The 26,235-nt window shown below is 59.5% G+C and carries 22 protein-coding genes; 5 read left to right on the top strand and 17 right to left on the bottom strand.

From position 1 onward, the window contains the following. Positions 1-208: 208 nt before the first annotated feature. The 4 genes from dapB to pvcA form a co-directional block, all read right to left on the bottom strand. Positions 209-1,030, bottom strand: a complete 822-nt coding sequence (dapB, locus tag CPH57_RS24055; protein ID WP_042783670.1) for a 4-hydroxy-tetrahydrodipicolinate reductase — start codon at positions 1,028-1,030, stop codon at positions 209-211. Positions 1,031-1,293: 263 nt separating this feature from the next. After that, positions 1,294-2,553 (bottom strand): glycosyltransferase, encoded by a 1,260-nt coding sequence (locus CPH57_RS24050; protein ID WP_047025186.1) that lies wholly within the window; start codon positions 2,551-2,553, stop codon positions 1,294-1,296. Positions 2,554-2,578: 25 nt separating this feature from the next. Further along, a complete protein-coding gene (locus tag CPH57_RS24045; protein WP_096242804.1) occupies positions 2,579-3,442 on the bottom strand; it encodes a TauD/TfdA family dioxygenase in 864 nt (287 codons plus the stop codon). A gap of 95 nt (positions 3,443-3,537) precedes the next feature. Then, on the bottom strand, positions 3,538-4,506 hold the full coding sequence (pvcA, locus tag CPH57_RS24040) for an L-tyrosine isonitrile synthase (RefSeq protein WP_033641821.1): 969 nt from the start codon (positions 4,504-4,506) through the stop codon (positions 3,538-3,540). Between the two features lie 191 nt (positions 4,507-4,697). Here pvcA and CPH57_RS24035 point away from each other — a divergent pair, with 191 nt between their 5' ends. Then, a complete protein-coding gene (locus tag CPH57_RS24035) occupies positions 4,698-5,624 on the top strand; it encodes a LysR family transcriptional regulator (RefSeq protein ID WP_033641820.1) in 927 nt (308 codons plus the stop codon). Positions 5,625-5,896: 272 nt separating this feature from the next. Here the strand turns inward: CPH57_RS24035 and ispH are convergent, their stop codons facing one another. The 5 genes from ispH to ribF all read right to left on the bottom strand — a co-directional run bounded on the left by ispH (position 5,897) and on the right by ribF (position 11,737). Then, positions 5,897-6,850, bottom strand: coding sequence for a 4-hydroxy-3-methylbut-2-enyl diphosphate reductase (gene ispH, locus CPH57_RS24030; RefSeq protein ID WP_033641819.1), 954 nt, complete (start codon positions 6,848-6,850; stop codon positions 5,897-5,899). Continuing rightward, the gene (gene fkpB / locus CPH57_RS24025; protein ID WP_016929135.1) at positions 6,831-7,301 is read right to left on the bottom strand and encodes an FKBP-type peptidyl-prolyl cis-trans isomerase; all 471 of its coding nucleotides are present in this window, start codon (positions 7,299-7,301) and stop codon (positions 6,831-6,833) included. The genes ispH and fkpB overlap by 20 nt, the downstream gene beginning before the upstream one ends. Position 7,302: 1 nt before the next feature. Further along, positions 7,303-7,812: a signal peptidase II gene (lspA, locus tag CPH57_RS24020; protein WP_025301524.1), complete on the bottom strand. Its 510-nt coding sequence runs from the start codon at positions 7,810-7,812 to the stop codon at positions 7,303-7,305. Between the two features lie 13 nt (positions 7,813-7,825). Then, on the bottom strand, positions 7,826-10,642 hold the full coding sequence (gene ileS, locus CPH57_RS24015; protein WP_096242803.1) for an isoleucine--tRNA ligase: 2,817 nt from the start codon (positions 10,640-10,642) through the stop codon (positions 7,826-7,828). Between the two features lie 156 nt (positions 10,643-10,798). Next, positions 10,799-11,737 (bottom strand): bifunctional riboflavin kinase/FAD synthetase, encoded by a 939-nt coding sequence (ribF, locus tag CPH57_RS24010; protein ID WP_033641817.1) that lies wholly within the window; start codon positions 11,735-11,737, stop codon positions 10,799-10,801. Between the two features lie 390 nt (positions 11,738-12,127). On the opposite strand from ribF, the gene rpsT reads away from it, so the two are divergent. Next, on the top strand, positions 12,128-12,391 hold the full coding sequence (gene rpsT / locus CPH57_RS24005) for a 30S ribosomal protein S20 (protein WP_004932960.1): 264 nt from the start codon (positions 12,128-12,130) through the stop codon (positions 12,389-12,391). A gap of 71 nt (positions 12,392-12,462) precedes the next feature. Here the strand turns inward: rpsT and nhaR are convergent, their stop codons facing one another. The 4 genes from nhaR to dnaK all read right to left on the bottom strand — a co-directional run bounded on the left by nhaR (position 12,463) and on the right by dnaK (position 18,101). Next, positions 12,463-13,362 carry a transcriptional activator NhaR gene (gene nhaR, locus CPH57_RS24000; protein WP_004932962.1) on the bottom strand — a complete coding sequence of 300 codons (900 nt, stop codon included), beginning with the start codon at positions 13,360-13,362 and terminating at the stop codon, positions 12,463-12,465. A 192-nt stretch (positions 13,363-13,554) separates the two neighbouring features. Continuing rightward, a complete protein-coding gene (gene nhaA / locus CPH57_RS23995) occupies positions 13,555-14,721 on the bottom strand; it encodes a Na+/H+ antiporter NhaA (RefSeq protein ID WP_033651695.1) in 1,167 nt (388 codons plus the stop codon). Positions 14,722-14,956: 235 nt separating this feature from the next. Continuing rightward, entirely contained in the window at positions 14,957-16,081 is a 1,125-nt protein-coding gene (gene dnaJ, locus CPH57_RS23990) for a molecular chaperone DnaJ (RefSeq protein WP_004932969.1), read from the bottom strand. A gap of 106 nt (positions 16,082-16,187) precedes the next feature. Beyond that, the gene (dnaK, locus tag CPH57_RS23985; protein WP_033641815.1) at positions 16,188-18,101 is read right to left on the bottom strand and encodes a molecular chaperone DnaK; all 1,914 of its coding nucleotides are present in this window, start codon (positions 18,099-18,101) and stop codon (positions 16,188-16,190) included. A gap of 325 nt (positions 18,102-18,426) precedes the next feature. Between dnaK and satP the strand changes: the two genes are divergently transcribed. Then, positions 18,427-19,026, top strand: coding sequence for an acetate uptake transporter (gene satP, locus CPH57_RS23980; RefSeq protein ID WP_033644189.1), 600 nt, complete (start codon positions 18,427-18,429; stop codon positions 19,024-19,026). A 43-nt stretch (positions 19,027-19,069) separates the two neighbouring features. Here the strand turns inward: satP and CPH57_RS23975 are convergent, their stop codons facing one another. The 3 genes from CPH57_RS23975 to tal all read right to left on the bottom strand — a co-directional run bounded on the left by CPH57_RS23975 (position 19,070) and on the right by tal (position 22,194). Continuing rightward, on the bottom strand, positions 19,070-20,377 hold the full coding sequence (locus tag CPH57_RS23975; protein WP_033641814.1) for an MFS transporter: 1,308 nt from the start codon (positions 20,375-20,377) through the stop codon (positions 19,070-19,072). Between the two features lie 124 nt (positions 20,378-20,501). Continuing rightward, positions 20,502-21,089, bottom strand: a complete 588-nt coding sequence (mog, locus tag CPH57_RS23970) for a molybdopterin adenylyltransferase (RefSeq protein ID WP_004932980.1) — start codon at positions 21,087-21,089, stop codon at positions 20,502-20,504. Between the two features lie 151 nt (positions 21,090-21,240). Continuing rightward, positions 21,241-22,194 carry a transaldolase gene (gene tal / locus CPH57_RS23965; protein ID WP_004932982.1) on the bottom strand — a complete coding sequence of 318 codons (954 nt, stop codon included), beginning with the start codon at positions 22,192-22,194 and terminating at the stop codon, positions 21,241-21,243. 384 nt (positions 22,195-22,578) lie between these two features. Here tal and CPH57_RS23960 point away from each other — a divergent pair, with 384 nt between their 5' ends. Further along, positions 22,579-24,015 carry a sodium:alanine symporter family protein gene (locus tag CPH57_RS23960; RefSeq protein ID WP_096242802.1) on the top strand — a complete coding sequence of 479 codons (1,437 nt, stop codon included), beginning with the start codon at positions 22,579-22,581 and terminating at the stop codon, positions 24,013-24,015. 105 nt (positions 24,016-24,120) lie between these two features. Beyond that, positions 24,121-24,897, top strand: coding sequence for a peroxide stress protein YaaA (yaaA, locus tag CPH57_RS23955; RefSeq protein ID WP_033641813.1), 777 nt, complete (start codon positions 24,121-24,123; stop codon positions 24,895-24,897). A 47-nt stretch (positions 24,898-24,944) separates the two neighbouring features. Here the strand turns inward: yaaA and thrC are convergent, their stop codons facing one another. Further along, entirely contained in the window at positions 24,945-26,234 is a 1,290-nt protein-coding gene (gene thrC, locus CPH57_RS23950; protein WP_096242801.1) for a threonine synthase, read from the bottom strand. Between the last annotated feature and the right edge of the window lies 1 nt (position 26,235).

Raw genomic sequence — 26,235 nt, 5'->3', positions numbered from 1 at the left:
TCGGAATGGACCAAAAAAGACGCTAAAAAAGCCGACGGTGGAAAAAAAGCAGATAATTAGCAAGGTAAACATAAACAAATACCAGTTTTGGCAATGAAACAACCTCAAGAAGATATTTATCATGTTAAAAAAAAGGACAATAAAATTATTGCCCTATTATCATAGCATTATGATCAACACAACCACATCACGATGGTATTAAGTTTAGTTATATCCGGTCCAAACTCAGCACGTCACGCATATCAAATAGACCTTTATCCCGACTCCGCAGCCAGGAAGCCGCGCGCACCGCGCCGCTGGCGAAAGTCATGCGGCTGGAGGCCTTGTGGGTGATTTCCACCCGCTCGCCGATGTCAGCGAACATCGCGGTGTGCTCGCCGACGATGTCGCCGGCGCGAATGGTGGCGAAGCCGATGCTCTTCGGATCGCGCTCGCCGGTATGGCCTTCGCGCGCATAGACCGCGCAGCTTTTCAGATCGCGCCCCAGCGCGCCGGCGATCGCTTCGCCCATGGCCAACGCCGTGCCCGACGGCGCATCCACTTTGTGCCGGTGGTGCGCCTCAACGATTTCGATATCGGTATAGTCGCCCATGACCTGCGCGGCCTTCTCCAGCAGTTTCAGCACCAGATTGACGCCGACGCTGAAGTTGGCAGCAAACACGATGCCGATATGCTGCGCCGCGTCGCGGATCGCCTGTTTGCCGGCGTCATCGAAGCCAGTGGTGCCGATCACCATCGCCTTATGGTGCGCCACGCAAAATTCCAGGTAGCCCAGGGTGCTTTCAGGGCGGGTGAAGTCGATCAAAATATCGAACTCGCTCGCCACTTTATCCAGACTGTCACTCACCTTGACGCCCAGCGCGCCGATGCCCGCCAGCTCGCCGGCATCAACGCCGACCAGGCTCGATCCCGGGCGCGACAGCGCCGCCCCCAACACCACGCCTTCCGCCTGCTGCACCGCCTGGATCAATTGACGGCCCATCCGGCCGCCGGCGCCCGCAATCGCAATGCGGATTTGTGAATCTTTCATGCTTGCTCTCTTCTTGATGTAACGCGTATCCCATTAACCTATCGATTCAGGGTAACTGCCCCGCTGCGGCGCCGCCAGAGGATTCATTTCATAATTAGAAAATTATGATATTGCGCTTCTTTCATCAGCGGCGCTGTCGTGAGATTAACATTCAACCGATTTGGCGGCCTGCGACGATTGTACATAATCATGCAGTTTTCATTGCAAAAAAATGCAGAAAAAAGGCGCCGAAAACGGCGCCTGAGGAACGGAGTGCGGCGGGGTCAAGCGGTAATGGCGGCCACTTCGTTGGCTATCGCCGTCAGCGCATCGTGGCGAGCATAGTCCTCCTGCACCAGCGCCGCGCGCCGGCGATAGATCGGCTGTTGCAGAATGCGCGTCGCTGCCGCCAGTATTTGTTCCGCGCTTGGCGTGCTGGTATGCAGGCTGATGCCGCAACCGGCGGCCACCACGCGCGCGGCCGCCTCCAGCTTGTCCTCACCGGTGCCGGCGACAATCAGCGGCACACCGCTATCCAGCGCATAGTTGATCGAGCCGTAACCGCCGTTGGTGATCAGCAGCGCCGCCTGCGGCAACCAGTGTTCGAAGGAGATGAACGCCCGCACTCGGGCGTTGTCCGGCAACGCGTCCATCAGCCCTTCGGTCGCCCGCCCGCCGGTAGTAGCCAACACCCGCACCGGCAGATGCGCCAGCGCCTGCAGCGTCGGCACGATCAGCTGATGCAGATCGACATTGGCCAACGTGCCCTGAGACACGATCACCAGCGGCCGACGATCGTCCTCCTCCCACAGCGCCTCTTCCGCGGCCGGTTGACCACCGCTGCGCAGCGGCCCGACGAAGCGCACGCCGCTCGGCAGGTCGTCGCGCTCATATTCCAGCGCCGTGGTGGCCAACTGCAGGAAACGCTCGCAGCCGCCGATCAGCGTATCGGTAAACGGGCGATTCAGCGGCCGCCCGCCCGCTTGCACCAGCGCGGTATCAAAGCTTTGCTGCACCTCATCAAGCAACACCCGCGTCGCTTCATCCACCAATTGCTCGCGGGTCAGCGCCCGCGGCAGCAGCGCCGGCGGGATGCGCGGGCCATAGAAAATGGCGTCGCGCGAAGAATACGACAGCGGCGTGACGCCGATCCCGAAGACCGGCGGCCGTTCGGCGGACTGCAGCAGCGGCAGCACGCCGTAGAAGCAGTTCTCCACCATCAGCAGATCGGTCTTTTCGGCGGCGATGGCCGCACGCAGCTGACGATCCAACAGTGGGATCGGCGCGGCGAAGAAATCTTTCAGCGCCAGCGCCATCTGCGCATTGCCCGGCGGCAGCGCGGCGCGCTCGGGGAAATGCGCCTCCAGGTGGCGATAGTCGAAGTCCACCTGCGCGTCGAACGGCACGAAGCTCGCCCCAGCCGCTTCGGCGCGTTCGCGGAACAGCGCGCCGGTCATCACCCGCACCTGATGCCCTTGGGCGATCAGGTGGCGAGCGATGGCTAACATCGGGTAGACGTGCCCCGGAGTGGCGACCGCCGCCATCAGTATCCTTGCCATAATGCTCCTTTTAAGCTTCTGCGTTGGCCGGCTTCAGCGCCAGATTGGCGCACACCGGACTGCTTTGAATATGCACGCGCTGCAAATGACGCGCGGAACGGGCGGTAAAGCCCTCGCGGCCGTGCAGCAGCGAGAAGTTGTCCGCGACCACCACGTCACCCTGTTGCCACTGGTGGGCATAATAGTGACGCGGATCGTACAGGTGCTGCTGCAGAGTACGGTGGAACTGTTCCTGCTGCTGCGCCGGCACGCCGTGATATTCCAGCGCATGCTGGTTGAGGAATTTTTTTCCCTCCGTCGGCGGTTCATTGTAGCGCATGATCAATCCTCTGCCGTTCGGGTGCTGCACCACCAGCGGCGAACAGACTTCGCCGCCGTAATGCACCACCTGCTTGATGCGGTAGGTGATAGACACCGACAGCCACTGCTCCAGCAACGCTTCGTCCGCATTGGCCAGCAAGCGCGTGGTGTCGACGAAGGTGGTACATCCGCCTTCGTCCGGCGACGGCGCCGCCACGCAGTGGAATAACTGGAACTCGGGGATGGTCGGCTTATACATGCCATCCCAATGCAGCGGGACGTAGCTGCTGTCGAAGATATGATCCTTGGCGTCCGGATGTTCCTTCACGTCCAGCACCGCACCGAACGGCCACATCATGATCTCGCCCCACTGTTCGGCATAGCGAGTCAGGACTTCCGGCTCGCTGAAACCGGAGTCGAATCCGCGCAGCACCAGCAAGTGGTGCTCCTGCGCCAGCGCTCGCAGCGCCGCCACCGGCAGCTCGCTGACCTTTTGCCCCGGATGCTGCGGCGTCAGGATCGCGCCGAACGGGGTGTTCGGTTGAATGTGGCAATTAAGCGGTTGGTTGTTCATAGTGATTCTCCTTGCATCGAATGTGCTGCTCACACGGCAACGTGCCGTCAAAAAGGCGCCCGTCAGGATTTCGGGCGCAAAAGCATGCAGCGGCCTCAGGCCATCTGCGGTTGTTCGATCAGGTAATGGCTCGGCGTGCCGCGGATCTCAACCAACTCGCCGTCCAGGCTCTGCGCGTCTTTACGCTTCATCAGCACGAACTGGCCGTTCACGTTGGCCGCCACGCCATGCCACGGCGTCAGCCAGTCGTCTTTGGTCGGCATCATGTGGATGCCTATCTTCAGGCTGTCGGCCGGCTGCGGGTGAATCGACAGGCGGATCGCCGCCGGGAAATGCTGGGCCAGCAGGTTGCCCCAGGCCCAGCTGCGCTGGATAACGCCGCAGGCGCGCCGTTTGGCGTCTTTTTGCAGCGCGGCGTTGGAACCGCTGTAGCCCGGCAGGAGGCTGTCTTCATACAAGAAACGCGTGATGGCGCGATACAGCATTAATCCCTGCTCGTCCTGCATCAGCTGGCGCTTGATCGCCTCTTCCGATTCGGCATAACCGTCCACCAACAGCCGGCGCAGCAGATCGTAGTCATCGGTATGCTCCGCCAGGCCTTTGACATCGCCAAGGTTGAACACGCTCAGGTGAGTTGCGCCCACTTCATGCAGCAGGTTTTCAATCTCTCGTTGATAATGGTTGATCGCTTCGTCGCTGACGCGGATCAGATCGCCGAACACGTGGCCGTCGGAACAGATAACGATATGCGCGCCCGGCGGGTAATAGAGTTGAATGCGCTGGCACAGCGAGTTGAGGAAGATCAGCGACAGCCGCTCCGCCATGTCCGGCACCGCGCCTATCACTTTATTGGCGTTGGGTGACTTGGTCGGAAAAGCCGGCAGCACGAATTCGATGCGCTGGTCGTTTTCAATGAATGCCCGAATGCGCGGCAATTGCACCTGAGTGACCTGCCGCTCCTCTTCAGCCAGAGAAGCATCGTCGGCGATGAGGCGACGTCGATATTGCAATAATTCACGTAGGATTTTTAATGCTATCTCTTCTTTTTTCTGTGCGCTATCCACAATGAGCTCCTGTTGCGATGTGGCGCGGGTGTATTATTGGCAAGCGCAATAAGATTTATCAAAAAGAGATAAAGCGCATGCAAAATAATAATCAGCCCGGCGTTTATATGCTTCAGGCAATATAGGAAAGATGGTGCTATATTATTAGCCCGTATAACTCACAATCTAGGTTAAGTTGTGCTTAACAAACTATGAGCAATATTTTAAAACGCATGGCCATTTTCTCAAAAGTGGTCGATTGTGGCGCATTCAGCATGGCGGCAAAAGAATTGGGCATGACGACATCGGCCGTCAGCCAGCATATTCGCCAGCTGGAGGAACATCTGGGTATTCAATTACTGTTGCGATCGACGCGCTCATTGAGCCTGACCGAAGCCGGATTGTGCTTTTATGAAGATTGTCTGCTGATGATCCACGCCGCCGAGCGCGGGCAACAGCGGATCGCCGCGCTGCGCGGCGAGCTGGTCGGTGAACTGCGCGTCGCCACCTCGACCGAATTCGCCACCCATTATCTGGTGCCGGCGCTGCAGAGCTTCCTCGACGAACACCCGCGCATCACGCTGCGGTTGGAAATCCACGATGAGAGAATAGACCTCATCGCGCAACGCATCGATCTGGCGATACGCGGCGGCGCGCTGGCTGACTCCAGCTACGTCTCCACGCGGCTGGCGCGCTGCCGCGAAGTGCTGTGCGCCTCCCCGGCCTACCTGGCGAACTACGGGGTGCCGGATTCGCCACAGGCGCTGACGCAACATCACTGGGTCACCTTTACGCCGCTCGGCAATCCGCAGTTTGTTCGCCTGATCCATCGCGACGGCGGCGAGCACCGCATGCGCATGACCGGGCGACTGTTCACCAACAGCGGCATGGCGATGAAGGAGCTGGCGCTGACCGGCAAAGGCATCATTCGCAATTTCTTCGCCAACGTCGAGCGAGAGTTGCGCAGCGGCGAGCTGATTGAAATATTGCCCGACTGGCGATTACCGGAAATTAATTGCTATGCCATTATGCCGCGACGGGAGATCCAGCCATTAAAAGTCCGGCGATTGCTGGAGCATATGAAGCTCTATTTAAAGGAGAAAGGATTAAACGACCTAGAACAGATTCGACAAGAATAAAATAAGAAACATCTGCAAGACTACTATTGTAATTATTGTAATCACGTTGACGACACCAGGCCCTATTTAGATTGCAGCCTAATGATATTCTATTTAATGACTTCATTCAGCCTATATAATTAATGACGCCACCGCTATTTCAAATACTCAGAATAAATTTGGCTTTAGTTAGCAGAAAATTTGAATATGCTCAGCATTTTATTTTTAATGCCGTTGGCATTCCCAAAAAAAACGGGAAGCCTAAGCTCCCCGTTGTCATTCACTCACGCACCTCAGTCAATCTGCCGGACGTCCACGCGCAGCTCTTTCGGCACTTCGAACACGATGTTCTCTTCACGCCCGCTGATTTCATGCACGTCGACACCGCCCAGCGCTTTCAGGCGAGAGATCACCTCCTGCACCAGCACGTCCGGCGCCGAAGCGCCGGCGGTGACGCCGATGTTGCGCGCTTCGCTCAGCCAACTTTCCTGAATATCCGCCGCCGAATCGATCAGATAAGCCGGTTTGCCCACGCGCTGCGCCAGTTCGGCCAGACGGTTAGAGTTGGAAGAGTTCTTCGACCCCACCACCAGCACCACGTCCGCATCGCCGGCCAGGTTACGCACCGCTTCCTGACGGTTGGTGGTGGCGTAGCAAATGTCATCCTTGCGCGGACCGATAATGCTCGGGAAGCGCTGACGCAGCGCATCGATCACGTCCGAGGTATCATCAACCGACAGCGTGGTCTGCGTCATGAAGCACAGGTTGTTTTCGTCTTTCACCTGCAGCTTCCACACGTCTTCCGGCGATTCGACCAGGTACATGCCGCCCTGCGGGTTGCTGTACTGGCCCATGGTGCCTTCCACCTCCGGGTGCCCGGCATGGCCGATCAGAATCGCTTCGGTGCCGCGGCGGCTGGCGCGCGCCACTTCCATATGCACCTTGGTCACCAGCGGACAAGTGGCGTCGAACAGCATGGTCAGATCGCGCGCCTTGGCTTCGGCGCGCACGGCTTGAGACACGCCGTGCGCCGAGAAGATCAGGATAGAGCCGTCCGGCACTTCGGCGATCTCTTCGATAAACACGGCGCCACGCTCACGCAGGCTGTCGACCACGTAGCGGTTGTGCACCACTTCATGCCGTACGTAGATCGGCGCGCCATACAGCTCCAGCGCGCGTTCCACGATGCTGATCGCACGATCAACCCCGGCGCAGAAGCCGCGCGGGTTAGCCAGCAATATTTGCATGCGTCTCCTCCTGCTGCGGGTCGATCTCCAGCACTTCGATGTCGAAGGTCACCGGATGGCCCGCCAGCGGATGGTTGAAATCGACGGTGATCGAATCTTCCGCCACCGCGCGCACCACGCCCGGCATTTCGCTGCCGTCAATCGCGGTAAACAGCATGATGGTGCCCACGTCCGGCACGCCGGTTTCCGCGAAGTCGCGGCGCGAGAAGAACTGGACCAGATCCGGGTTCTCCGCGCCGAACGCCGCTTCCGGCTGCAGGGTAAAGGCGCGCTTGTCGCCCGCGCGCAGGCCGAGCAGCTGCTCTTCCAGCGGCGCCGACAGGCTGCCGTCACCCAGGCGGAACAGCGCCGGTTTGCCGCTGCTGCGGGTGGATTCGGCGGTCGAACCGTCTTCCAGTTTCAGCGTAAAGTGAACCAGCACCGCGCTGTCACTGATAACCTGAGCCGTCATATTACTCACCTTTGCTCTTTGCGCCTTTGTTCGCCGGCGACAGGAAACCTTCCAGCACGATCATCGCCGCGCCCACGCAGATAAAGCTGTCCGCCAGATTGAAGGTCGGGTAGTGCCAGTCACCGACGTAAAAGTCGATGAAATCGACCACGAAACCGTGCCACAGGCGATCGAACAGGTTGCCCAACGCCCCGCCGATGATAAAGGCGTAGGCGATGTTGTTCAGCTTCTGCTGCGCCGCGCTGCGGTACATCATCACCAGCAGCACCGCGACGATGGCGATGGCGATGCCGGCGAAGAACCAGCGTTGCCAACCGCCATGATCGGCCAGGAAGCTGAACGCGGCGCCGTAGTTGCGCGCGTAAAACAGGTTGAACGACGGGATCAACGGCTGGGACTGGCCCAGCGTAAAGTTAGCGAGGATCCACTGTTTGCTGCCGAAATCCAGCGCCAGCACCGCCACTACAACCCACAGCCAACGCAGGCCGGTCGAACAAATTGGTTTACTCATCAGGCGCAAGTTCTCAGGCAAAGTTACGCTTCTCGCCGTCACCGGCGACGTTGCTCACACAGCGGCCGCAGATGTCTGCATGCTCCGCCACCAGGCCGATATCGGTGGTGTAATGCCAGCAGCGCGGGCACTTCTCACCTGGCGCCGTGCTGAAGGCGATCTTCAGCCCTTTCAGCAGCTCGGAGGCCTGCGCGTCGGCCGGCGCCTCCGCCAATGGCGCAACGCTTGCCGCAGAGGTCAGCAGCACAAAGCGCAGCTCATCCTGCAGGCTGTTCAGACGCGCCGCCAACTCGCTGTCGGCATACAGCGTCACCGCCGCTTCCAGCGAACCGCCGAGGCGTTTGTCCGCACGCGCCTGCTCCAGCACCTTGTTCACTTCGCCGCGCACTTTCAGCAGCTCAGCCCAGAAAGCGTCGTTCATCGGCTCGCCTTCCGCCAGCCCGAACAGGCCGTCGTACCACTCTTCGGTGAACACGTACTGCGCGCGTTTGCCCGGCATGAAGCCCCAGATCTCGTCTGCGGTGAACGACATGATCGGCGCCATCCAGCGCACCAGCGCTTCGACGATGTGATACAGCGCGGTCTGGCAGCTGCGGCGGGCGACGCTGTCGCTCTTGGCGGTGTACTGACGATCCTTGATGATATCCAGGTAGAAGGAGCCCATCTCGACCGAACAGAACTGCATCAGGCGCTGCACCACTTCGTGGAAATCATAGTTGGCATAAGCCTGCTCGATATCCTGCTGCGCCGCCAGCGCGCGGCCGACCGCCCAGCGATCCAGCACCACCATGTCTTCCGGCGCCACGCAATCGGTGCTTGGCTCGAACCCGTTCAGGTTGGCCAGCAGGAAGCGCGCGGTGTTGCGGATGCGGCGGTAAGAGTCGGCGGAACGCTTGAGGATCTCGTCGGACACCGCGATCTCGCCGGTGTAATCGGTCGACGCCACCCACAGACGCAGAATGTCGCCGCCCAGCTTGTTCATCACGTCCTGCGGGCTGACGGTGTTGCCGATCGACTTGGACATCTTGCGGCCCTGGCCGTCGACGGTGAAGCCGTGGGTCAGCACTTCCTTGTACGGCGCCTTGCCCTTCATCGCGGTGGAAATCATCAGCGATGACATGAACCAGCCGCGGTGTTGGTCGGAGCCTTCCAGATACATGTCGGCGCCGTGGCCGTTGAATTCAGGACGCACGTCGACAACGGAGGCGTGGGTAGAACCGGAATCGAACCACACGTCCAGCGTATCCGGCACTTTCACGTAGTCAGCGGCTTCCGCGCCGAGTATGTCGGCCGCGTCCAGATCCCACCAGGCCTGAATGCCGTCTTGCTCAACGCGCTTGGCCACTTCTTCCATCAGCTCAACGGTGCGCGGGTGCAGCTGCTCGGTCTCTTTGTGCACGAACAGCGACATCGGCACGCCCCAGGTACGCTGACGCGAGATGCACCAGTCCGGGCGGTTGGCCACCATCATTTCGATGCGCGCTTGGCCCCAATCCGGGATCCACTGCACGCCCTTGATCTCTTCCAGAGACTGCTGACGCAGGCCTTTCTGATCCATGCTGATGAACCATTGCGGCGTGGCGCGGAAGATGATTGGCGTCTTGTGGCGCCAGCAGCACGGATAGCTGTGCAGGAACTTCTCGACGTGCAGCAGCGCGCCTTTCTCGCGCAGCAGATCGACGATCAGATCGTTGGCCTTGAAGACGAACTTGCCGTCCAGCAGCGGGTAGGTGCCGGTCAGGTAGCAGCCGTTCGGCCCTACCGGGTTGGCCACTTCCAGGCCGTATTTCTGGCCGATCACGAAGTCGTCCGGGCCGTGACCCGGCGCTGTGTGCACCGCACCGGTACCGGCGTCCAGGGTCACATGCTCGCCGAGGATTGCCGGCACGTCGAAGTCCATGAACGGGTGTTTGAAGCGCAGCAGCTCCAGATCGGCGCCTTTGCAGCTGCCCAGCACCGTCCACTCGGTGATGCCGGCGCGTTTCATCACGCTTTCCACCAGTTCGGCCGCCAGGATCAGGCACTGGCCGTCAACCTGCACCAGTTGATAGGTGAAGTCCGGGTGCAGAGAGATCGCGCGGTTAGCCGGCAAGGTCCACGGCGTGGTGGTCCAGATAACCAGCGAAATGGCGCCGTTGAAGTGGCTCACGCCGAACTTGGCCGCCACGGCAGCCGCGTCGGCCGCATGGAAGGACACGTCGATCGACGGCGAAGTCTTGTCGTAATACTCCACTTCCGCTTCCGCCAGCGACGAGCCGCAGTCGGTGCACCAGTGAACCGGCTTGGCGCCTTTCAGCAGGTGGCCGTTGCTGATGATCTTGCCCAGCGCGCGGATGATGTTGGCTTCGGTTTTGAAGTCCATGGTCAGGTATGGACGCTCCCAGTCGCCCAGCACGCCCAGGCGGATGAAGTCCTTCTTCTGGCCTTCAACCTGCTCGGCCGCGTATTCGCGGCACTTCTGGCGGAACTCGGCCGCCGTCAGCTTCTCGCCCGGTTTGCCGTACAGCTGCTCAACCTTCAGTTCGATAGGCAGGCCGTGGCAATCCCAACCCGGCACATAAGGCGAGTCGAAGCCGGCCATCCCTTTCGACTTGATGATAATGTCTTTGAGAATCTTGTTAACCGAGTGACCAATGTGAATGCTGCCGTTCGCATACGGAGGGCCGTCATGCAAAATGAAGGTTTTTTTGCCCTTTTTGGCAGTACGAATAATCCCGTACAGATCCTGTTCATACCAACGTTGCAGCATGCCAGGCTCGCGCTTGGCGAGATCGCCGCGCATCGGGAACCCTGTTTCCGGCAAGTTCAGGGTATTCTTGTAGTCACTCATGAGATTCTCGTTTCCGTTTTCGGCTATTTACCCGTCACACTTCAAGCTGCATCTTTGTCGGCCGCCCTTTCTCACCCGAATCACTTGCCTGTGCAAGCTCATCGGGGTTCGCGCGGTTGCCGCCGCGATGCAACTCGAATTGTTTAGGGTAAACGATTAAACCAGTGTTTTTAACCCGAAGAACTTCCGGGCCGTCACCACATCATTGGCGATTTGCTGCTTCAGGGCATCGAGCGAAGCAAACCGTTGTTCATTGCGCAATTTTGCGCGGAGCACCACCTCAATATGGCGCCCGTAAAGATCCATTGTGACATCCAGCAGATGCACTTCCAGCTGCTGGCGCACGCCGGCGACGGTCGGGCGCGTGCCGATGTTGGCCACGCCCGGCAGCGGCTGCGGCCCCAGGCCGTACACCTCCACCGCATACACCCCTTTCACCGGCGCCACCAGGCGCTTGAGCGGCAGGTTGGCGGTCGGGAAGCCGATGGTGCGGCCCAGCTCATCGCCGTGCACCACGCGCCCGGAGATGCTGTACGGGTGGCCCAACAGGGTCTCCGCCAGCGGCAGATCGTCCTCGCTCAGCGCAGTGCGGATCGCCGTACTGCTGATGCGCCGGTCGCCTTCGCGGAAGGTCGGGGTGCTGACCACGTCGAAGCCGTACTCTTTTCCGGCCTGCTGCAATAGCGGAAAATCGCCCTGACGCCCGGCGCCAAAGCGAAAATCATCCCCCACCATCAGGAATTTGACGCCGAGCTTCTCCACCAGCAGCTCGGCGACGAACGCCTGCGCGGTGTTGGCGGCAAAACGCGGATCGAACTTGACGCACAGCAGGTAATCAACGCCCGCCTGCGCCAGATAGTTGGCCTTGTCGCGCAGGCGCGTCAAACGGGCCGGCGCCTTGTCTGCGGCGAACATCTCCAGCGGCTGCGGCTCAAAGATCATGACCATCACCGGCAGCCCGAGGCGTTGCCCTTGTTGCTTCAACTGCTCCAGCAGCGCCTGATGACCGCGGTGTACGCCGTCAAAGTTGCCGATGGTGAGCACGCAACCATGGTGGCGCGCCCGGATATTGTGAATGCCGCGAATTAGCTCCATAGCTGGCTCAAAACAGTGGAAATCGGCGGATTATACCTTGTACAGCCGGTAAGGTTAACCCGCGATTGGTGCCTTTATGTAATAGACATACCATACCGGAGATAATCTGCGCGTGAAACGGCTTCACCGCAGTTTATCCCGCGCCGCCGGGCCGATTCTCGACCGCGGCCAACGGCTTGCGCCCGCCGCGGCAAATCATTGGCGAATTTTCTCGCGAAACACTGTATTCCCAAGAGCGAAGCTGGTAAAATCCTGCGCCATCACAACGTAGCGAGTGCCGCCTGTACAAACGGCGCTTATTTGCACAAATCCATTGACAAACGAAGGCTAAAAGGGCATATTCCTCGGCCTTTGAATTGTCCTCAATAGAATATATTTGGGAGTTGGACCTTGGCTAATATCAAATCAGCTAAGAAACGCGCCGTACAGTCTGAGAAACGCCGCAAGCATAACGCAAGCCGTCGCTCAATGGTGCGTACCTTCATCAAGAAGGTAGACGCAGCTATCGCAGCTGGCGACAAAGAAGCAGCACAAAATGCATTCCTGGTAATGCAGCCACTGGTGGACCGTCAGGCAGCTAAAGGCCTGATCCACAAAAACAAAGCAGCGCGTCATAAGTCAAACCTGACTGCACGCATCAACGCAATGCAATAAGCATTTCGTTATCTGCTTGATAAAAAAACCGGCTCAGGCCGGTTTTTTTACGCCCTGCGTTCAGTGAAACGCTAACAGGAAAACAGCGCCGAGAAGTCTTTGTTGCACACGCGTTGCACCGCCGGATGCTGGATCATGCGCTCGGCGAAGATAATGTAATACTCCTCCTGCACGCTGTCGATGCGCCCAATCTCCACCACGTTGTCATCGTTGTAGGTATCCTGCGCATACAGCGTCGGCGCCACGAAAATCGCGTTGTGGTACATGCCGAAGGCCTTCATCAGCGCCGCATCGTCGAACTCGCCCAGGATCTCCACCTGAATGCCCTGCGTATTGAACCAGTTAAGCAGCTTGCGCCCCAGCATCGAGCGGCGGCCGGGGATCAGCAACTTACGCTGCTCCAGGCAGGCCGGGAACGGCAACTCCGGCGCCGGCTGGCGGCAGAAGAAGCTGATGCCGCACTCGCCCAGCTTCAGCGAGAACAGCCCTTCCTGCTGGCTGGAGTCCACCGGGCAATCCGACAGGATCATATCCAGCTTGTGCTGGCTGAGCTGCTCCAGCAGCATCTCGTGCGTCGATTCAAAACAACGCAGGTGGATCTGCTCGTTGTCCACCACCACCGCCGTTTCCAATACCTGGCTGACCAGCCGCTTCGACAGCGCATCCGCCACGCCGACGTCGAACAACAGGTTGGACTCTTTGCGGTAGTTGACGATATCCAGCATTTCCTGGCTGAGCATGAACATCTTGTCGGCATAGCGGAACACCAGCTGCCCCAGCTCCGAAGGCACCAACCCGCGCCCCTGGCGCTTGAACAGCTTGCCGTCCAACCGCTCTTCCAGCGCTTTGATCTGGCCGGTGATGGTCTGCGGCGTCAGGAACAACGCTTCAGCGGCGCCGACCACGGAACCGGCCTTGCAGACCTGCCAGAAATAGTAAAGGTGATTAAAGTTGATATGCGACATCCTCACGAGCGGCTCTCCTTAACAACGTTTCGCAGCGGCAAACGGTGTGCCGTGACGAGCGACAAACTTCCTTTCCCTGCTTCAGACAACGTATAGCCCCATTAGTCCCAACGAAGAACGGCCGAAGCTGCACATATTTTATACCGCACAGCTCCGACCAGCCATTTTATTGTGCGCCCCTGCCGGGCACTGACAGGATTAACGCACGCGCGGCAACGCCAGACGCAGTAATCCGTACCCCGCCACCGCCGCGGCGGTGGAGCCCAACAGGATCCCCAGACGGGAATAGGTGCTGAGCGCCGCATCGGCCTCGCCGAACGCCAGCGAGGCGATGAAAATCGACATGGTAAAACCAATACCACAGAGCACCGAAACGGCAAACACCTGTTTGAAGCCGATCCCCTCAGGCAAGCGGGCAATGCCCATTTTCACCGCCAGCAGGCTGAAGAGGAAAATCCCCAGCGGCTTGCCGATAAACAGACCGGCCGCAATCCCAACCGGCAGCAGCGAGGTCAATCCCTCCAGCGATACGCCCTGCAGAGAGACCCCGGCGTTGGCGAAAGCGAACAGCGGCAGGATCATGAACGCCACCCACGGGTGCAGCTCATGCTCCAGCGTTTCCGACGGCGATGGCCCCTTCTTGACGTTCAGCGGGATCATAAAGCCGACGATCACCCCGGCCAGCGTCGCGTGCACCCCAGACTTGAGGATCGCCACCCACAACACCAGGCCGACCATCATGTACAGCGAAGTTTTGCCCACGCCACGCCAGTTCATCACCGCCAGCAGCACCGTCGCCGCGGCCGCCACCCCCAGCGCGATCATCGACACTTCGTGGGTGTAGAACAGCGCGATGATGATGATCACGCCCAGGTCGTCGATGATCGCCAGCGCCAACAGGAACACTTTCAGGCTGGTCGGCACGCGGTTGCCCAGCAACGCCATCACGCCCAACGCGAAGGCGATATCGGTCGCGGCCGGGATCGCCCAACCCTGGCGGGTAACTTCATCCGCGCCGTTGAACAACAGGTAAATCAGCGCCGGCGCCAGCATGCCGCCCAGTGCGGCGATCGCCGGAAACACCGCCTTGTCACGCCCGGACAGTGAGCCTTGCATCAGCTCGCGCTTGACCTCGAGCCCCACCACCAGGAAGAAGATGGCCATCAGCCCGTCGTTGATCCACAGCAGCAGCGGCTTGGCGATCTCCAGCGAAGCTACCTTCACCATCACCGGCAGGTTAAGGAATGCCTGGTAGATCCCCTGCGCCGGGCTGTTGGCCATGATCAGGGCGACGATCGCCGCCGCGATCAGGATGATGCCGCCCGCGGCTTCCTGACGTAAAAATTGACGAATGATGTTGGTCACAATACGTCTCTCCAAATCTGAGCAAGGCGTAGCGCCCTGCGAAGCACAGTCATGAAGTGAGTATAGAGGGCGTTTTAATTCGAAAAAATAAGTTTATAAATGCTAAACAGCTCGAAAAAACCGATTAAAAGCACGAATAAGTCACATTTATATAAGGGATTAGCGGTTTGGCGCGCAAATAAAAACCCCGGGACAGAAGCCCGGGGTTCGCGCATAAGCTAACAGAAACAGAAGGTTAGCGAGTCAGATCGTCAAAGAACTTTTTCACCCCGTCGAAGAAGCTCTTCGAACGCGGGCTGTTCTTGTCGCCGGACGGGCCGCCCAGGCTCTCTTCCAGCTCACGCAACAGCTGCTTCTGCTTGTCGTTCAGATTGACCGGGGTTTCCACCACCACGCGACACAGCAGGTCGCCCTGGCTGCCGCCGCGCACCGATTTCACACCCTTGCCGCGCATGCGGAACAGCTTGCCGGTTTGGGTCTCCGAAGGCACCTTCAGTTTCACCCGGCCATCCAGCGTCGGCACTTCAATCTCGCCGCCCAGCGCCGCCATGGCAAAGTTGATCGGCACTTCGCAGTACAGGTTGTTGCCTTCACGCTCGAAGATCGGGTGCGCCTTCACCTGCACCTGAACGTACAGATCGCCCGCCGGTGCGCCGTGCTCGCCGGCTTCGCCTTCACCCGCCAGGCGGATGCGATCACCGGTATCCACGCCGGCCGGAATTTTCACCGACAGCGTTTTGGATTTTTCAACCCGGCCGTGGCCATGGCATTTGTTGCACGGATCTTTGATGATCTGACCGCGGCCATGGCAATGCGGACACGCCTGCTGCACGGTGAAGAAGCCCTGACGCATCTGCACCTGGCCCTGACCATGACAGGTTGGGCAGGTGACCGGCGAACTGCCCGGCTTGGCGCCGCTGCCGTGGCAGACGTCGCACTCTTCCAGCGTCGGGATGCGGATCTCTTTGGTGACGCCACGTACCGCTTCCTCGAGGGTCAGCTCCATGTTATAGCGCAGATCGGAACCGCGGCTGGCGCGCTGACGGCGGCCTCCGCCAAAGATGTCGCCAAACACGTCGCCAAAGATATCGCTGAAGTCGGCGCCGCCGCCAAAGCCGCCGCCGCCCATGCCGCCCTGTTCAAAGGCCGCGTGCCCGTACTGATCGTAAGCCGCGCGTTTCTGGTCGTCGGTCAGGACTTCGTAAGCTTCTTTAACTTCTTTAAACTTGGTTTCGGCGTCTTGTTCCTGGTTGCGGTCAGGATGGTATTTCATCGCCAGGCGTTTGTACGCCTTTTTGATCTCACGTTCATCCGCCGTCTTGCTGACGCCGAGAATCTCGTAATAGTCTTTCTTCGCCATTCTTTCGCTTACCCTTAACATGCGTGCACGGGCGCAGAGTTGCCTCGACGCCCGTGCTGGTTTCCGGGAGCGGCATCTCGGCCGCCCCGTGCCCGCTTAAGGGCGATTATTTTTTGTCTTTAACTTCTTCGAACTCGGCGTCAACCACGTCGTCTTCTTTCTGCGCCGCGTTGTCCGCGCCGGCGTCAGCACCCTGCTGAGCCTGCTGCGCCTGAGCCATTTCCAGCAGCTTGCCGGAAACCTGCACCAACGCCTGGGTCTTCGCTTCGATCTCGGCTTTATCTTCGCCTTTCACCGCCGCTTCCAGATCTTTCAGCGCCGCTTCGATCGCCGTTTTGTCTTCCGCCGGCAGTTTGTCGCCCGCTTCTTCCAGCTGTTTGCGCGTGCCGTGGATCAGGTGATCCGCCTGGTTGCGAGTCTGTACCAGCTCTTCGAACTTGCGGTCAGCTTCAGCGTTCAGCTCGGCGTCGCGCACCATTTTCTGGATTTCGTCCTCGTTCAGGCCAGAAGACGCCTTGATGGTGATCTTCTGCTCACGACCGGTGTTCTTGTCTTTGGCAGACACGTGCAGAATGCCGTCGGCATCGATGTCGAAGGTGACTTCGATCTGCGCCATGCCGCGCGGTGCCGCCTGGATGCCGTCCAGGTTGAACTGGCCCAGAGATTTGTTATCGCTGGCGCGCTTACGCTCACCCTGCAGCACGTGGATGGTGACCGCAGACTGGTTGTCTTCCGCAGTAGAGAACACCTGGCTGTGCTTGGTCGGGATCGTGGTGTTTTTGGTGATCAGCGGCGTCATCACGCTGCCCATGGTTTCGATACCCAGCGACAGCGGGGTAACGTCCAGCAGCAGAACGTCTTTCACATCACCGGCCAACACGCCGCCCTGTACCGCAGCGCCCACGGCAACCGCTTCGTCCGGGTTCACGTCTTTACGCGGCTCTTTGCCGAAGAAGTCTGCGACTTTCTTCTGCACCATTGGCATACGGGTCTGGCCGCCCACCAGGATCACGTCCTGGATGTCGGAAACCGACAGGCCTGCGTCTTTCAGCGCCACTTTCAGCGGCTCGATGGAGCGCGCCACCAAATCTTCAACCAGCGACTCGAGTTTGGCGCGAGTCACCTTGATGTTCATGTGTTTTGGACCGGTCGCATCTGCCGTGATGTACGGCAGGTTAACGTCGGTCTGCTGAGCGGAAGACAGTTCGATCTTCGCTTTCTCGGCGGCTTCTTTCAGACGCTGCATCGCCAGCGGATCGTTGCGCAGATCGATGCCCTGATCTTTCTTGAACTCTTCCACCAGGTAGTTGATCAGACGGCTGTCGAAGTCTTCGCCGCCCAGGTGGGTGTCACCGTTGGTCGCCAGCACTTCGAAGGTTTTTTCGCCGTCAACGTCGTCGATTTCGATGATGGAGATATCGAAAGTACCGCCGCCCAGGTCATAAACCGCGATGGTGCGGTTGCCGACTTCTTTGTCCAGGCCGTAGGCCAGAGCCGCCGCGGTCGGTTCGTTGATGATGCGCTTGACTTCCAGACCCGCGATGCGGCCGGCGTCTTTAGTCGCCTGACGCTGGGCGTCGTTGAAGTAAGCCGGTACGGTGATAACCGCTTCAGTTACCGGTTCGCCCAGGTAATCTTCCGCCGTTTTCTTCATTTTCTTCAGCACTTCCGCAGAGATCTGCGGCGGAGCCATTTTCTGGCCTTTCACTTCCAGCCAGGCGTCGCCGTTGTCGGCTTCGATGATTTTGTAAGGCATGATCGCTTTGTCGCGCTGCGCTTCTTCATCCTGGAAGCGGCGGCCGATCAGGCGCTTGATGGCGAACAGGGTGTTTTCAGGGTTGGTCACTGCCTGACGCTTAGCCGGCTGGCCAACCAGAGTTTCACCGTCCTGGGTATATGCGATAATAGAAGGAGTGGTGCGGTCGCCCTCGGCGTTTTCCAGCACGCGTGCCTTGGCACCATCCATAATTGCTACGCAAGAGTTGGTAGTACCCAGGTCGATACCAATAATTTTGCCCATCTAAACGTCTCCACTAAAAAATTCATAAGTCAGTCAGGTTGCTAACCTATATGCGGGCGATTTTTTGCTTTTCAACTGCCCGATATCTCAGTGCGACCCGCGGTTAGCAGCTGCGGTTGCAAATAAGATGGGGCCATCCAGCTCGGCATCAAGGGGCAAGGCAAAAAAAATTTCTTTTTTTATCGTCATTCAGATCATTGTTTCCGGCTGCGGGGATCATTATGATGCGCGCGCTCTGATGGAAAACTTCGATTTTTTGGCCATTCAGACCATTTATGATTTTACTTCGCTGTTTCCGTTAATTTTCTGTTATCGCAGAGGACTTATGCACACCAACAAGTTGGCGAATCCCGGCCCTCTCGGCCTGATGGGCTTCGGGATGACCACCGTCTTGCTGAACCTGCACAACGCGGGCTTTTTCCCACTGAACTCCGCCATCATCAGCATGGGGATTTTCTTCGGTGGCCTGGCCCAGATCCTGGCCGGTCTGCTGGAGTACAAGAAGGGCAACACCTTCGGCATGACCGCATTCACCGCCTACGGCAGCTTCTGGCTGAGCCTGGTCGGCCTGCTGCTGCTGCCGCGTTTGGGCCTGGCGGAAGCCACCGAGGCGCACGTGCTGGGCATCTATCTGGCGCTGTGGGGCGTCTTCACCCTGTTCATGTTCTTCGGCACCCTGGGCGCCAACCGCGTGCTGCAGTTCGTGTTCGCCAGCCTGACGCTGCTGTTCGCCCTGCTGGCCGTCGGCAACATCACCGGCAACCACGCGCTGCTGACCTTCGCCGGTTATGAGGGCATCATCTGCGGCGCCAGCGCCATCTACCTGGCGATGGCCGAAGTGCTCAACGAGCAATACGGCCGCACCGTGCTGCCGATTGGCGAACCGGCCTCGGCCCGCGTCGCGGCATCGCCGGTCACGGCGTAATCGCCCGCCCCTGACGAAAAAGCCCTGCAATGCAGGGCTTTTTTTAGCTGTAGGAACCGGCTCGCCGCTCGCCGGCTTCGCTGTTCAGGTCGCGATGCAGGTAGACACCGAGCAGCAGCCCGATAAGCGACAGCGCCAGCACATAGTAAGCGGGCGCTAACGGGGTTAATTTCATGATCAGCGTCACAAAAATAGGGGTTAAACCGCCAAAAATAGCGTACGAGACGTTATATGAGAACGAGATGCCGGTAAACCGCACTTCCGCCGGGAAAGCCCGCACCATCACGTACGGCACGGCCCCCACCACGCCTACGCTGAAACCCACCAGCGCATAGCAGGCGAACAGCATTTCCGGGCGCACGCCCACCGTCTGATAGAACAGCCAGCTGCAGCCGGCCAGCAGCAAACTGCCGACCACCAGCGTTTTGCTGGCGCCGAAGCGATCGGCCGACAAACCGGCGACGATGCAGCCGGCGATCAGCATGATGGTGGCGATGCTGTTGGCCTGCAGCGTCAGGGCCGGCGCAATGCCGAACTGTTTTTGCAGATAGGTCGGGGTCATCAGGATCACCACCACGATACCGGCGGAGAGCAGCCAGGTCAGCAGCATCGACACCGCCACTTCCCGTTTGTGGTTGAGCACCACCGATTTCAGCGGCAGCTCCTCGGCCAGCGCTTTGCGCGCCTGCATCTCGATGAAGATCGGCGTTTCCTGCAGCCAGCGGCGCAGGTACATCGCCACCAGGCCGAACATGCCGCCCAGCAGGAATGGAATGCGCCAGCCGCCGCCGGCAATGCTCTGCGGGCTAAGCGTGGTGTTGATCACCGTCGCCACCACCGATCCCAGCAGGATACCCACCGTCAGCCCGGCGGTCAGCGTGCCGCAGGCGAAACCGATGCGCCGGCGCGGCACGTGTTCGGCGACGAAGACCCAGGCGCCCGGCACCTCACCGCCGATCGCCGCCCCCTGCAGCACGCGCATCAGCAGCAGCAACAGCGGCGCGGCGATGCCGATGCTGGCGTAGGTCGGCAGCAGGCCCATCGCCAGCGTCGGCAACGCCATCAGCAGAATGCTCAGGGTAAACATCTTTTTGCGGCCGACCAGATCGCCGAAGTGCGCCATCACGATGCCGCCCAGCGGGCGGGCCAGATAGCCGGCGGCGAAAATGCCGAAGGTTTGCACCAGCCGCAGCCATTCCGGCATGTCCGCCGGGAAGAACAGGTCGCCGACCACGGCGGCGAAGAATACGAAGATAATGAAGTCGTAAAACTCCAACGCGCCGCCCAACGCGGCCAACGTCAGCGTTTTGTAGTCTTGCCGGTTCAGCCGGCGATTAGTGTCGTGAGGCATAGGGCACCGTCGGTAAAGGCTGTAAAAATAAAAGCCGCAGGCTTTCTGTAAAAGAATCCTTACTATAGCGGCAAATTATTTTCACACCAGACGGGCTGAAGCCGATCTCGCAGAATGCTGAAATTTAGAGGTTTATCTCGCGACGCGCGCTCTTTGGCCGAAATGCTGCTACCACCGCGGCGTGCGTTTCGACGTAAGGCCCGTCGAGCAGTTGAATGCAATAAGGCACGCTGGCGAAGATGCCGTGTACCACCGCATTGCCCTGCTCATCCTTTACCCCTTCCAGCGTTTCCTTGATCGACTTCGGTTGGCCGGGCAGGTTGATGATCAGCGCCTGTTTGCGGATCGCCCCCACCTGGCGAGAAAGAATTGCCGTTGGCACATAGTGTAGGCTGATCTGACGCATTTGCTCGCCGAAGCCGGGCATCACGCGATCGGCGATCGCCAGCGTGGCGTCGGGAGTGACGTCGCGGCGCGCCGGCCCGGTGCCGCCGGTGGTCAGCACCAAATGGCAGCCCATTTCGTCCACCAGTTCGCACAGCGTCTGTTCAATTTGCGTCTGCTCATCGGGGATCAGCCGGGTTTCCAGCTTGAACGGCGTCGCCAGCGCGCCGCTCAGCCACTCTTCCAGCGCCGGGATGCCTTTATCCTGATAAACACCGCCGGAAGCGCGGTCGGAAACGGAAACCAAACCAATACGTAAAATATCCATGCGTAACCTCTACAGCCTGATGGGGTCCGAACGGGTTCGTCTCCCGTTCTGTTGTCATTGCCGAGAGTATAAGGGCTTCCCCCGCCGGCGGGTGCATCAGGCATAAAAAAAGGTGGCCTGAGCCACCTTTTTACTGCGCGATCTGCGGGAATTACAGCAGGTCGGCGATCATTTTTTCCAGTTTGCCCTGGTCTACGGCGAACTTGCGGATACCGTCGGTCAGTTTCTCAACCGCCATCGGATCCTGGTTGTGCTGCCAGTAGAACTCAGGTTCGGTCAGTGCGGCAGGACGCGCCTTCACTTCACCGGTGTAAGACAGTTTGCGCTCCAGCGCGCCTTCGCTCTCCGCCAGCTCTTTCAGCAGCGCAGGGGCGATGGTCAGGCGGTCACAGCCGGCCAGTTCGATGATTTCGCCGACGTTACGGAAGCTGGCGCCCATCACCACGGTGTTGTAACCGTGCTGTTTGTAGTACTGGTAAATTTCGGTCACGGAGATCACGCCCGGATCTTCGTGCGGGGCGAACTCTTTCTTGTCGCCGTTGGCTTTGTACCAGTCGAGGATACGGCCGACGAACGGCGAAATCAGGTAAACGCCGGCTTCGGCGCAGGCGCGAGCCTGAGCGAAGGAGAACAGCAGCGTCAGGTTACAGTTGATGCCTTCTTTCTCCAGCTGCTCCGCCGCGCGGATGCCCTGCCAGGTCGAGGCCAGTTTGATCAGAATGCGATCGTTGCTGATGCCGGCTTCGTTGTACAGCTTGATCAGGCGCTTGGCCTTGGCCACGCTGGCGACGGTGTCGTAAGACAGACGCGCGTCAACCTCGGTGGAGATGCGGCCCGGAACCAGTTTGAGGATCTCCAGACCGATGTTGACCGCCAGCTTGTCGGCGGCGTCGGCGATCTGCTGCTCGCGATCGCTGCTCTGGCCGCGCGCCCAGGCGATGGCTTCGTCAATCAGTTTGCGGTATTCAGGAATTTGGGCTGCATTGAGGATCAGCGAAGGGTTGGTTGTGGCGTCCTGCGGTTGATACAGCTTCATTGCCGCGATATCACCCGTATCTGCAACCACTGTAGTCAGCTGGCGCAGGGAAGTTAATTTGTCGGTCATGTTGGCATTATCTCATCGTTTGTGCATGAACTTTTGGCATTGTTCAACCATGCCCTGCCCTGATAATAACATGCGCCAAGCCCGGCGCAAGGCTGGAAAACCGCGGCGCGCAAGCATCTGTTTTATCCTTGGGCGAGCAACCGTTTACGCCGATATCTTTCGCCATTACCGAGCGGATGGAAAGGCAATAACGTGCTATCGCCCGAATAAATTATGTTAAATTCGAAAAAATTGATGCAATTCGTCCGCTAATCTGCGAAAAATCTCAATCGCCTGACGCCGGACCGATTCCAGCTAAGCTCTTGTAAAAAATAGGCCAATATTTCTCACCTGCGGTGGATGCTGCCAGGTGCGCATGACATTACGATAAGGAGGAGGGATCCCTTGACGGACCTGATGAATTTTATAAACAACATTTTGTGGGGGTCGGTGCTGATTTATCTGCTGCTCGGCACCGGCATTTACTTCACGCTGCGCACCCGTTTTATCCAGATCCGCCACTTCAGCCACATGTTCTCGGTGTTGAAAAACAGCAATAAAAGCGACAGCGCCGGCATCTCCTCTTTCCAGGCGCTGTGTACCACGCTGGCGGCGCGCGTCGGCACCGGCAACCTGACCGGCGTCGCCATTGCCCTCACCGCCGGCGGCCCCGGCGCCATCTTCTGGATGTGGGTGGTGGCGTTTATCGGCATGGCCACGTCATTTGTGGAAAGCTCGCTGGCTCAGCTCTACAAAACCAAAGACGACAACGGCAACTACCGCGGCGGCCCGGCCTATTACATGGAAAAAGGACTCGGCATGCGCTGGATGGGCGTGCTGTTCTCCATTTTCCTGATCATCGCTTTCGGCCTGGTATTCAACGCCGTACAGGCCAACTCCATCGCGCAGGCCTCCGCCGTCGCCTTCCATTTACAGCCGCTGCACGTCGGTATTGGCCTGGTGCTGCTGAGCGGCGTGGTGATCTTCGGCGGCATCCGCTCCATCGCCAAAGTGGCCGAGCTGGTGGTGCCGCTGATGGCCGGCGCCTACCTGCTGCTGGCTCTCTGGGTGATTGGCCATAACATCGAGCACATGCCGGCGATCCTGACGCTGATCTTCAAAAGCGCCTTCGGCCTGCAGGAAGCCGCGGCCGGCGCCGTCGGTTACGGTATCTCCCAGGCGATGACCCAGGGCGTGCAGCGCGGCCTGTTCTCCAATGAAGCCGGCATGGGATCGGCGCCCAACGCGGCGGCGTCCGCCTCGCCTTATCCGCCGCATCCCGCTTCACAGGGCTACGTGCAGATGCTCGGGGTATTTATCGACACCATCGTCATCTGCAGCGCCACCGCGGCGATCATCCTCTCTTCCGGCATTCTCGATCAGCCGACCGACAGCATCAGCGGCATCGATCTGACCCAGCGCGCGCTGTCGACCGCCGTCGGCAGTTGGGGGACTCCGTTCGTCGCCATCGCCATCTTCTTCTTCGCCTTTACGTCGATCATCGCCAACTACGCCTATGCCGAGAGCAACCTGGTGTTCCTCGAGCACAACCACCCAGGCGGCCTGTTGATTTTCCGCTGCGTGGCGCTGGGCATGGTGATGTTCGGCGCGCTGGCGGAGCTGCCGCTGGTGTGGAAAATGGCGGATACCTCCATGGCGCTGATGGCGATCACCAACCTGACGGCTATCTTGCTGCTGTCGCGGGTCGCGCTGAAGCTGGCCGACGACTACCATCGCCAGCGCCGCCTGGGCAAGCTGCCGACCTTCGACGCCAACCGTTACCCGGAGCTGAAATCGCAGCTGGAGCCGGGCGTGTGGGACGACAAGCAGCCGCCGCGCTGAGTATTCCGGGGCGCGTGCGATGCGCGCCCCGCCTATTGGACCGATAGCCCCTTTTTCCCGCGCTTTTTGCTACAGTATGCGCACTTGGATAAACAGGATCTGGCCATGCTCGTTATTATTTCACCTGCAAAAACGCTCGATTACGACAGCCCGCTGGCGACAAAACGCTTCACGCAGCCCGAACTGCTGAACAAGTCTAAGCAGCTTATCAACATTTGCCGCGAGCTGACGCCGGCGCAAATCGCCAGCCTGATGAGCATCAGCGACAAGCTGGCCGGGCTGAACGCCGCGCGCTTTAGCGAATGGCAACCGACATTTACCCCGGACAACGCCCGTCAGGCGTTGCTGGCGTTCAAGGGCGACGTATATACCGGCCTGCAGGCGCAGGACTTCAACGAAGCCGATTTCGACTTCGCCCAGCAGCATCTGCGCATGCTGTCCGGCCTGTATGGCGTACTGCGCCCGCTCGATCTGATGATGCCGTACCGGCTGGAGATGGGCATCAAGCTGGAAAACCCGAAGGGCAAAGATCTGTACAGCTTCTGGGGCGATCAGATCACCAAAAAGCTCAACGAAGCGCTGGAGCAACAGGGCGACGACGTGGTGGTCAACCTGGCGTCAGACGAGTATTTCAAAGCGGTGAAGCCGGCCAAGCTGCACGGCTCGCTGATCAAACCGGTGTTCCTCGACGAGAAGAACGGCAAGTTCAAGGTCATCAGCTTCTACGCCAAGAAAGCGCGCGGGTTGATGAGCCGCTTTATCATCAAAAACCGCCTGACGCGCAGCGAGCAGCTGGCGGACTTCAACCTGGAAGGCTACGCCTTCGACGAAGCCGCCTCGCAAGGCAATGAACTGGTGTTCAAACGCCCGGAGCAGGCATAAAAAAAAGCCGTCGCAAGACGGCTTTTCGCATTTTAGCCTGCCGAACTTCAGGCAGGCAGCCCCATCAGGAACTTGCGCAGTTCGCCGAAGTTGGCCGGCAGCGTGTGCGACAGCAGCGGCAGCTCAGCCCGCAGCGCCAGCGCTTTCGGCAACGGCAGTTCCTGGCCGAGTATCGCTTCCACACTCTCTTTAAACTTGGCCGGATGCGCGGTGCCGAGGAACAGGCCGAACTCCCCTTCCTGCAATTGGTCACGCAGCGCGCGGTAGGCAATGGCCGCGTGCGGTTCGGAGATATAGCCCAGCTCGGCCAGCTCACGCATCGTGTCTTTGGTGGTCTCGTCGCTGACCGCCGCGTGACCCAGCTCCTTCAACTGCCAGACCTTGCGACGGAACAGCTCTTCCACGCGCGGCCAGTTGTTCGGCTGGCTGACGTCCATGGCGTTGGACAGCGTCGCGACCGTAGCGTGCGGCTGCCACTGGCCGCTGGTCAGGAAGCGCGGCACGGTGTCGTTGGCGTTGGTGGCGGCGATGAAGCGCTTCACCGGCAGGCCCAGCGATTTGGCCAGCAGCCCGGCGGTCAGATCGCCGAAGTTGCCGCTCGGCACCGAAATCACCAGCTGATTGCGCGCTTCCTGCGGCAGCTGCGCCACCGCTTCGAAGTAGTAGCAAATCTGCGCCAGCAAACGGCTGATGTTAATCGAGTTGGCCGAGTTCAGGTGCAGCGCGTCTTTCAATTCCTGATCGTCGAACGCCTGCTTCACCAGCGCCTGACAAGCATCGAAGTCACCGTCGATCGCCACGGTGTGAATGTTGCCGCCCAGGGTGCAGAACAGCTTTTCCTGCAGCGGGCTGATTTTGCCCTGCGGATACAGGATCACCACCCGCACATTTTTCAGGCCGTAGAAGGCGTGCGCCACGGCGGCGCCGGTGTCGCCGGAGGTGGCGGTCAGAATGGTCACCGGCTGCTCGCCGGCCACTTCCGCCAGCATCTGCGCCATAAAGCGGCCGCCGAAGTCTTTGAACGCCAGCGTCGGGCCGTGGAACAGCTCCAGGCAGGAGACGTCATCGGTCACTTTCGCCACCGGCGCCGGGAACTCAAAGGCGGCCTGCACGCGTTTCTTCAGCGCCGCTTCCGGCACCTCTTCGCCGATAAAGGCCGACAGAATGCGGCTGCTGCGGGTGACAAAATCCTGCTCCAGCAGGTTGTCGATTTCGGTCAGTTCGAACTCCGGCAGCTCCAGCGGGAAGAACAGCCCCTGTTGCTTGCCCAGGCCTTGTTTGATCGCCTGCGCGAAGCTGACCTGCTCGTTGTGATCCTTAAGGTTGTACAGTTTCATG

The sequence above is a fragment of the Serratia sp. JKS000199 genome (genome assembly GCF_900215455.1).
GTDB classification, from domain to species: domain Bacteria; phylum Pseudomonadota; class Gammaproteobacteria; order Enterobacterales; family Enterobacteriaceae; genus Serratia; species Serratia ureilytica.
Note: the sequence above shows the minus strand (reverse complement) of the source record. Positions and strands in the feature narration are given on the sequence as shown.

Coding starts and splice junctions, on each gene's coding strand:
- dapB (WP_042783670.1), bottom strand. CDS start 1,030: ATGAAAGATTCACAAATCCGCATTGCGATTGCGGGCGCCGGCGGCCGG.
- CPH57_RS24050 (WP_047025186.1), bottom strand. CDS start 2,553: ATGGCGGCGGTCGCCACTCCGGGGCACGTCTACCCGATGTTAGCCATC.
- CPH57_RS24045 (WP_096242804.1), bottom strand. CDS start 3,442: ATGAACAACCAACCGCTTAATTGCCACATTCAACCGAACACCCCGTTC.
- CPH57_RS24035 (WP_033641820.1), top strand. CDS start 4,698: ATGAGCAATATTTTAAAACGCATGGCCATTTTCTCAAAAGTGGTCGAT.
- ispH (WP_033641819.1), bottom strand. CDS start 6,850: ATGCAAATATTGCTGGCTAACCCGCGCGGCTTCTGCGCCGGGGTTGAT.
- fkpB (WP_016929135.1), bottom strand. CDS start 7,301: ATGACGGCTCAGGTTATCAGTGACAGCGCGGTGCTGGTTCACTTTACG.
- lspA (WP_025301524.1), bottom strand. CDS start 7,812: ATGAGTAAACCAATTTGTTCGACCGGCCTGCGTTGGCTGTGGGTTGTA.
- ileS (WP_096242803.1), bottom strand. CDS start 10,642: ATGAGTGACTACAAGAATACCCTGAACTTGCCGGAAACAGGGTTCCCG.
- ribF (WP_033641817.1), bottom strand. CDS start 11,737: ATGGAGCTAATTCGCGGCATTCACAATATCCGGGCGCGCCACCATGGT.
- dnaJ (WP_004932969.1), bottom strand. CDS start 16,081: ATGGCGAAGAAAGACTATTACGAGATTCTCGGCGTCAGCAAGACGGCG.
- dnaK (WP_033641815.1), bottom strand. CDS start 18,101: ATGGGCAAAATTATTGGTATCGACCTGGGTACTACCAACTCTTGCGTA.
- satP (WP_033644189.1), top strand. CDS start 18,427: ATGCACACCAACAAGTTGGCGAATCCCGGCCCTCTCGGCCTGATGGGC.
- CPH57_RS23975 (WP_033641814.1), bottom strand. CDS start 20,377: ATGCCTCACGACACTAATCGCCGGCTGAACCGGCAAGACTACAAAACG.
- mog (WP_004932980.1), bottom strand. CDS start 21,089: ATGGATATTTTACGTATTGGTTTGGTTTCCGTTTCCGACCGCGCTTCC.
- tal (WP_004932982.1), bottom strand. CDS start 22,194: ATGACCGACAAATTAACTTCCCTGCGCCAGCTGACTACAGTGGTTGCA.
- yaaA (WP_033641813.1), top strand. CDS start 24,121: ATGCTCGTTATTATTTCACCTGCAAAAACGCTCGATTACGACAGCCCG.
- thrC (WP_096242801.1), bottom strand. CDS start 26,234: ATGAAACTGTACAACCTTAAGGATCACAACGAGCAGGTCAGCTTCGCG.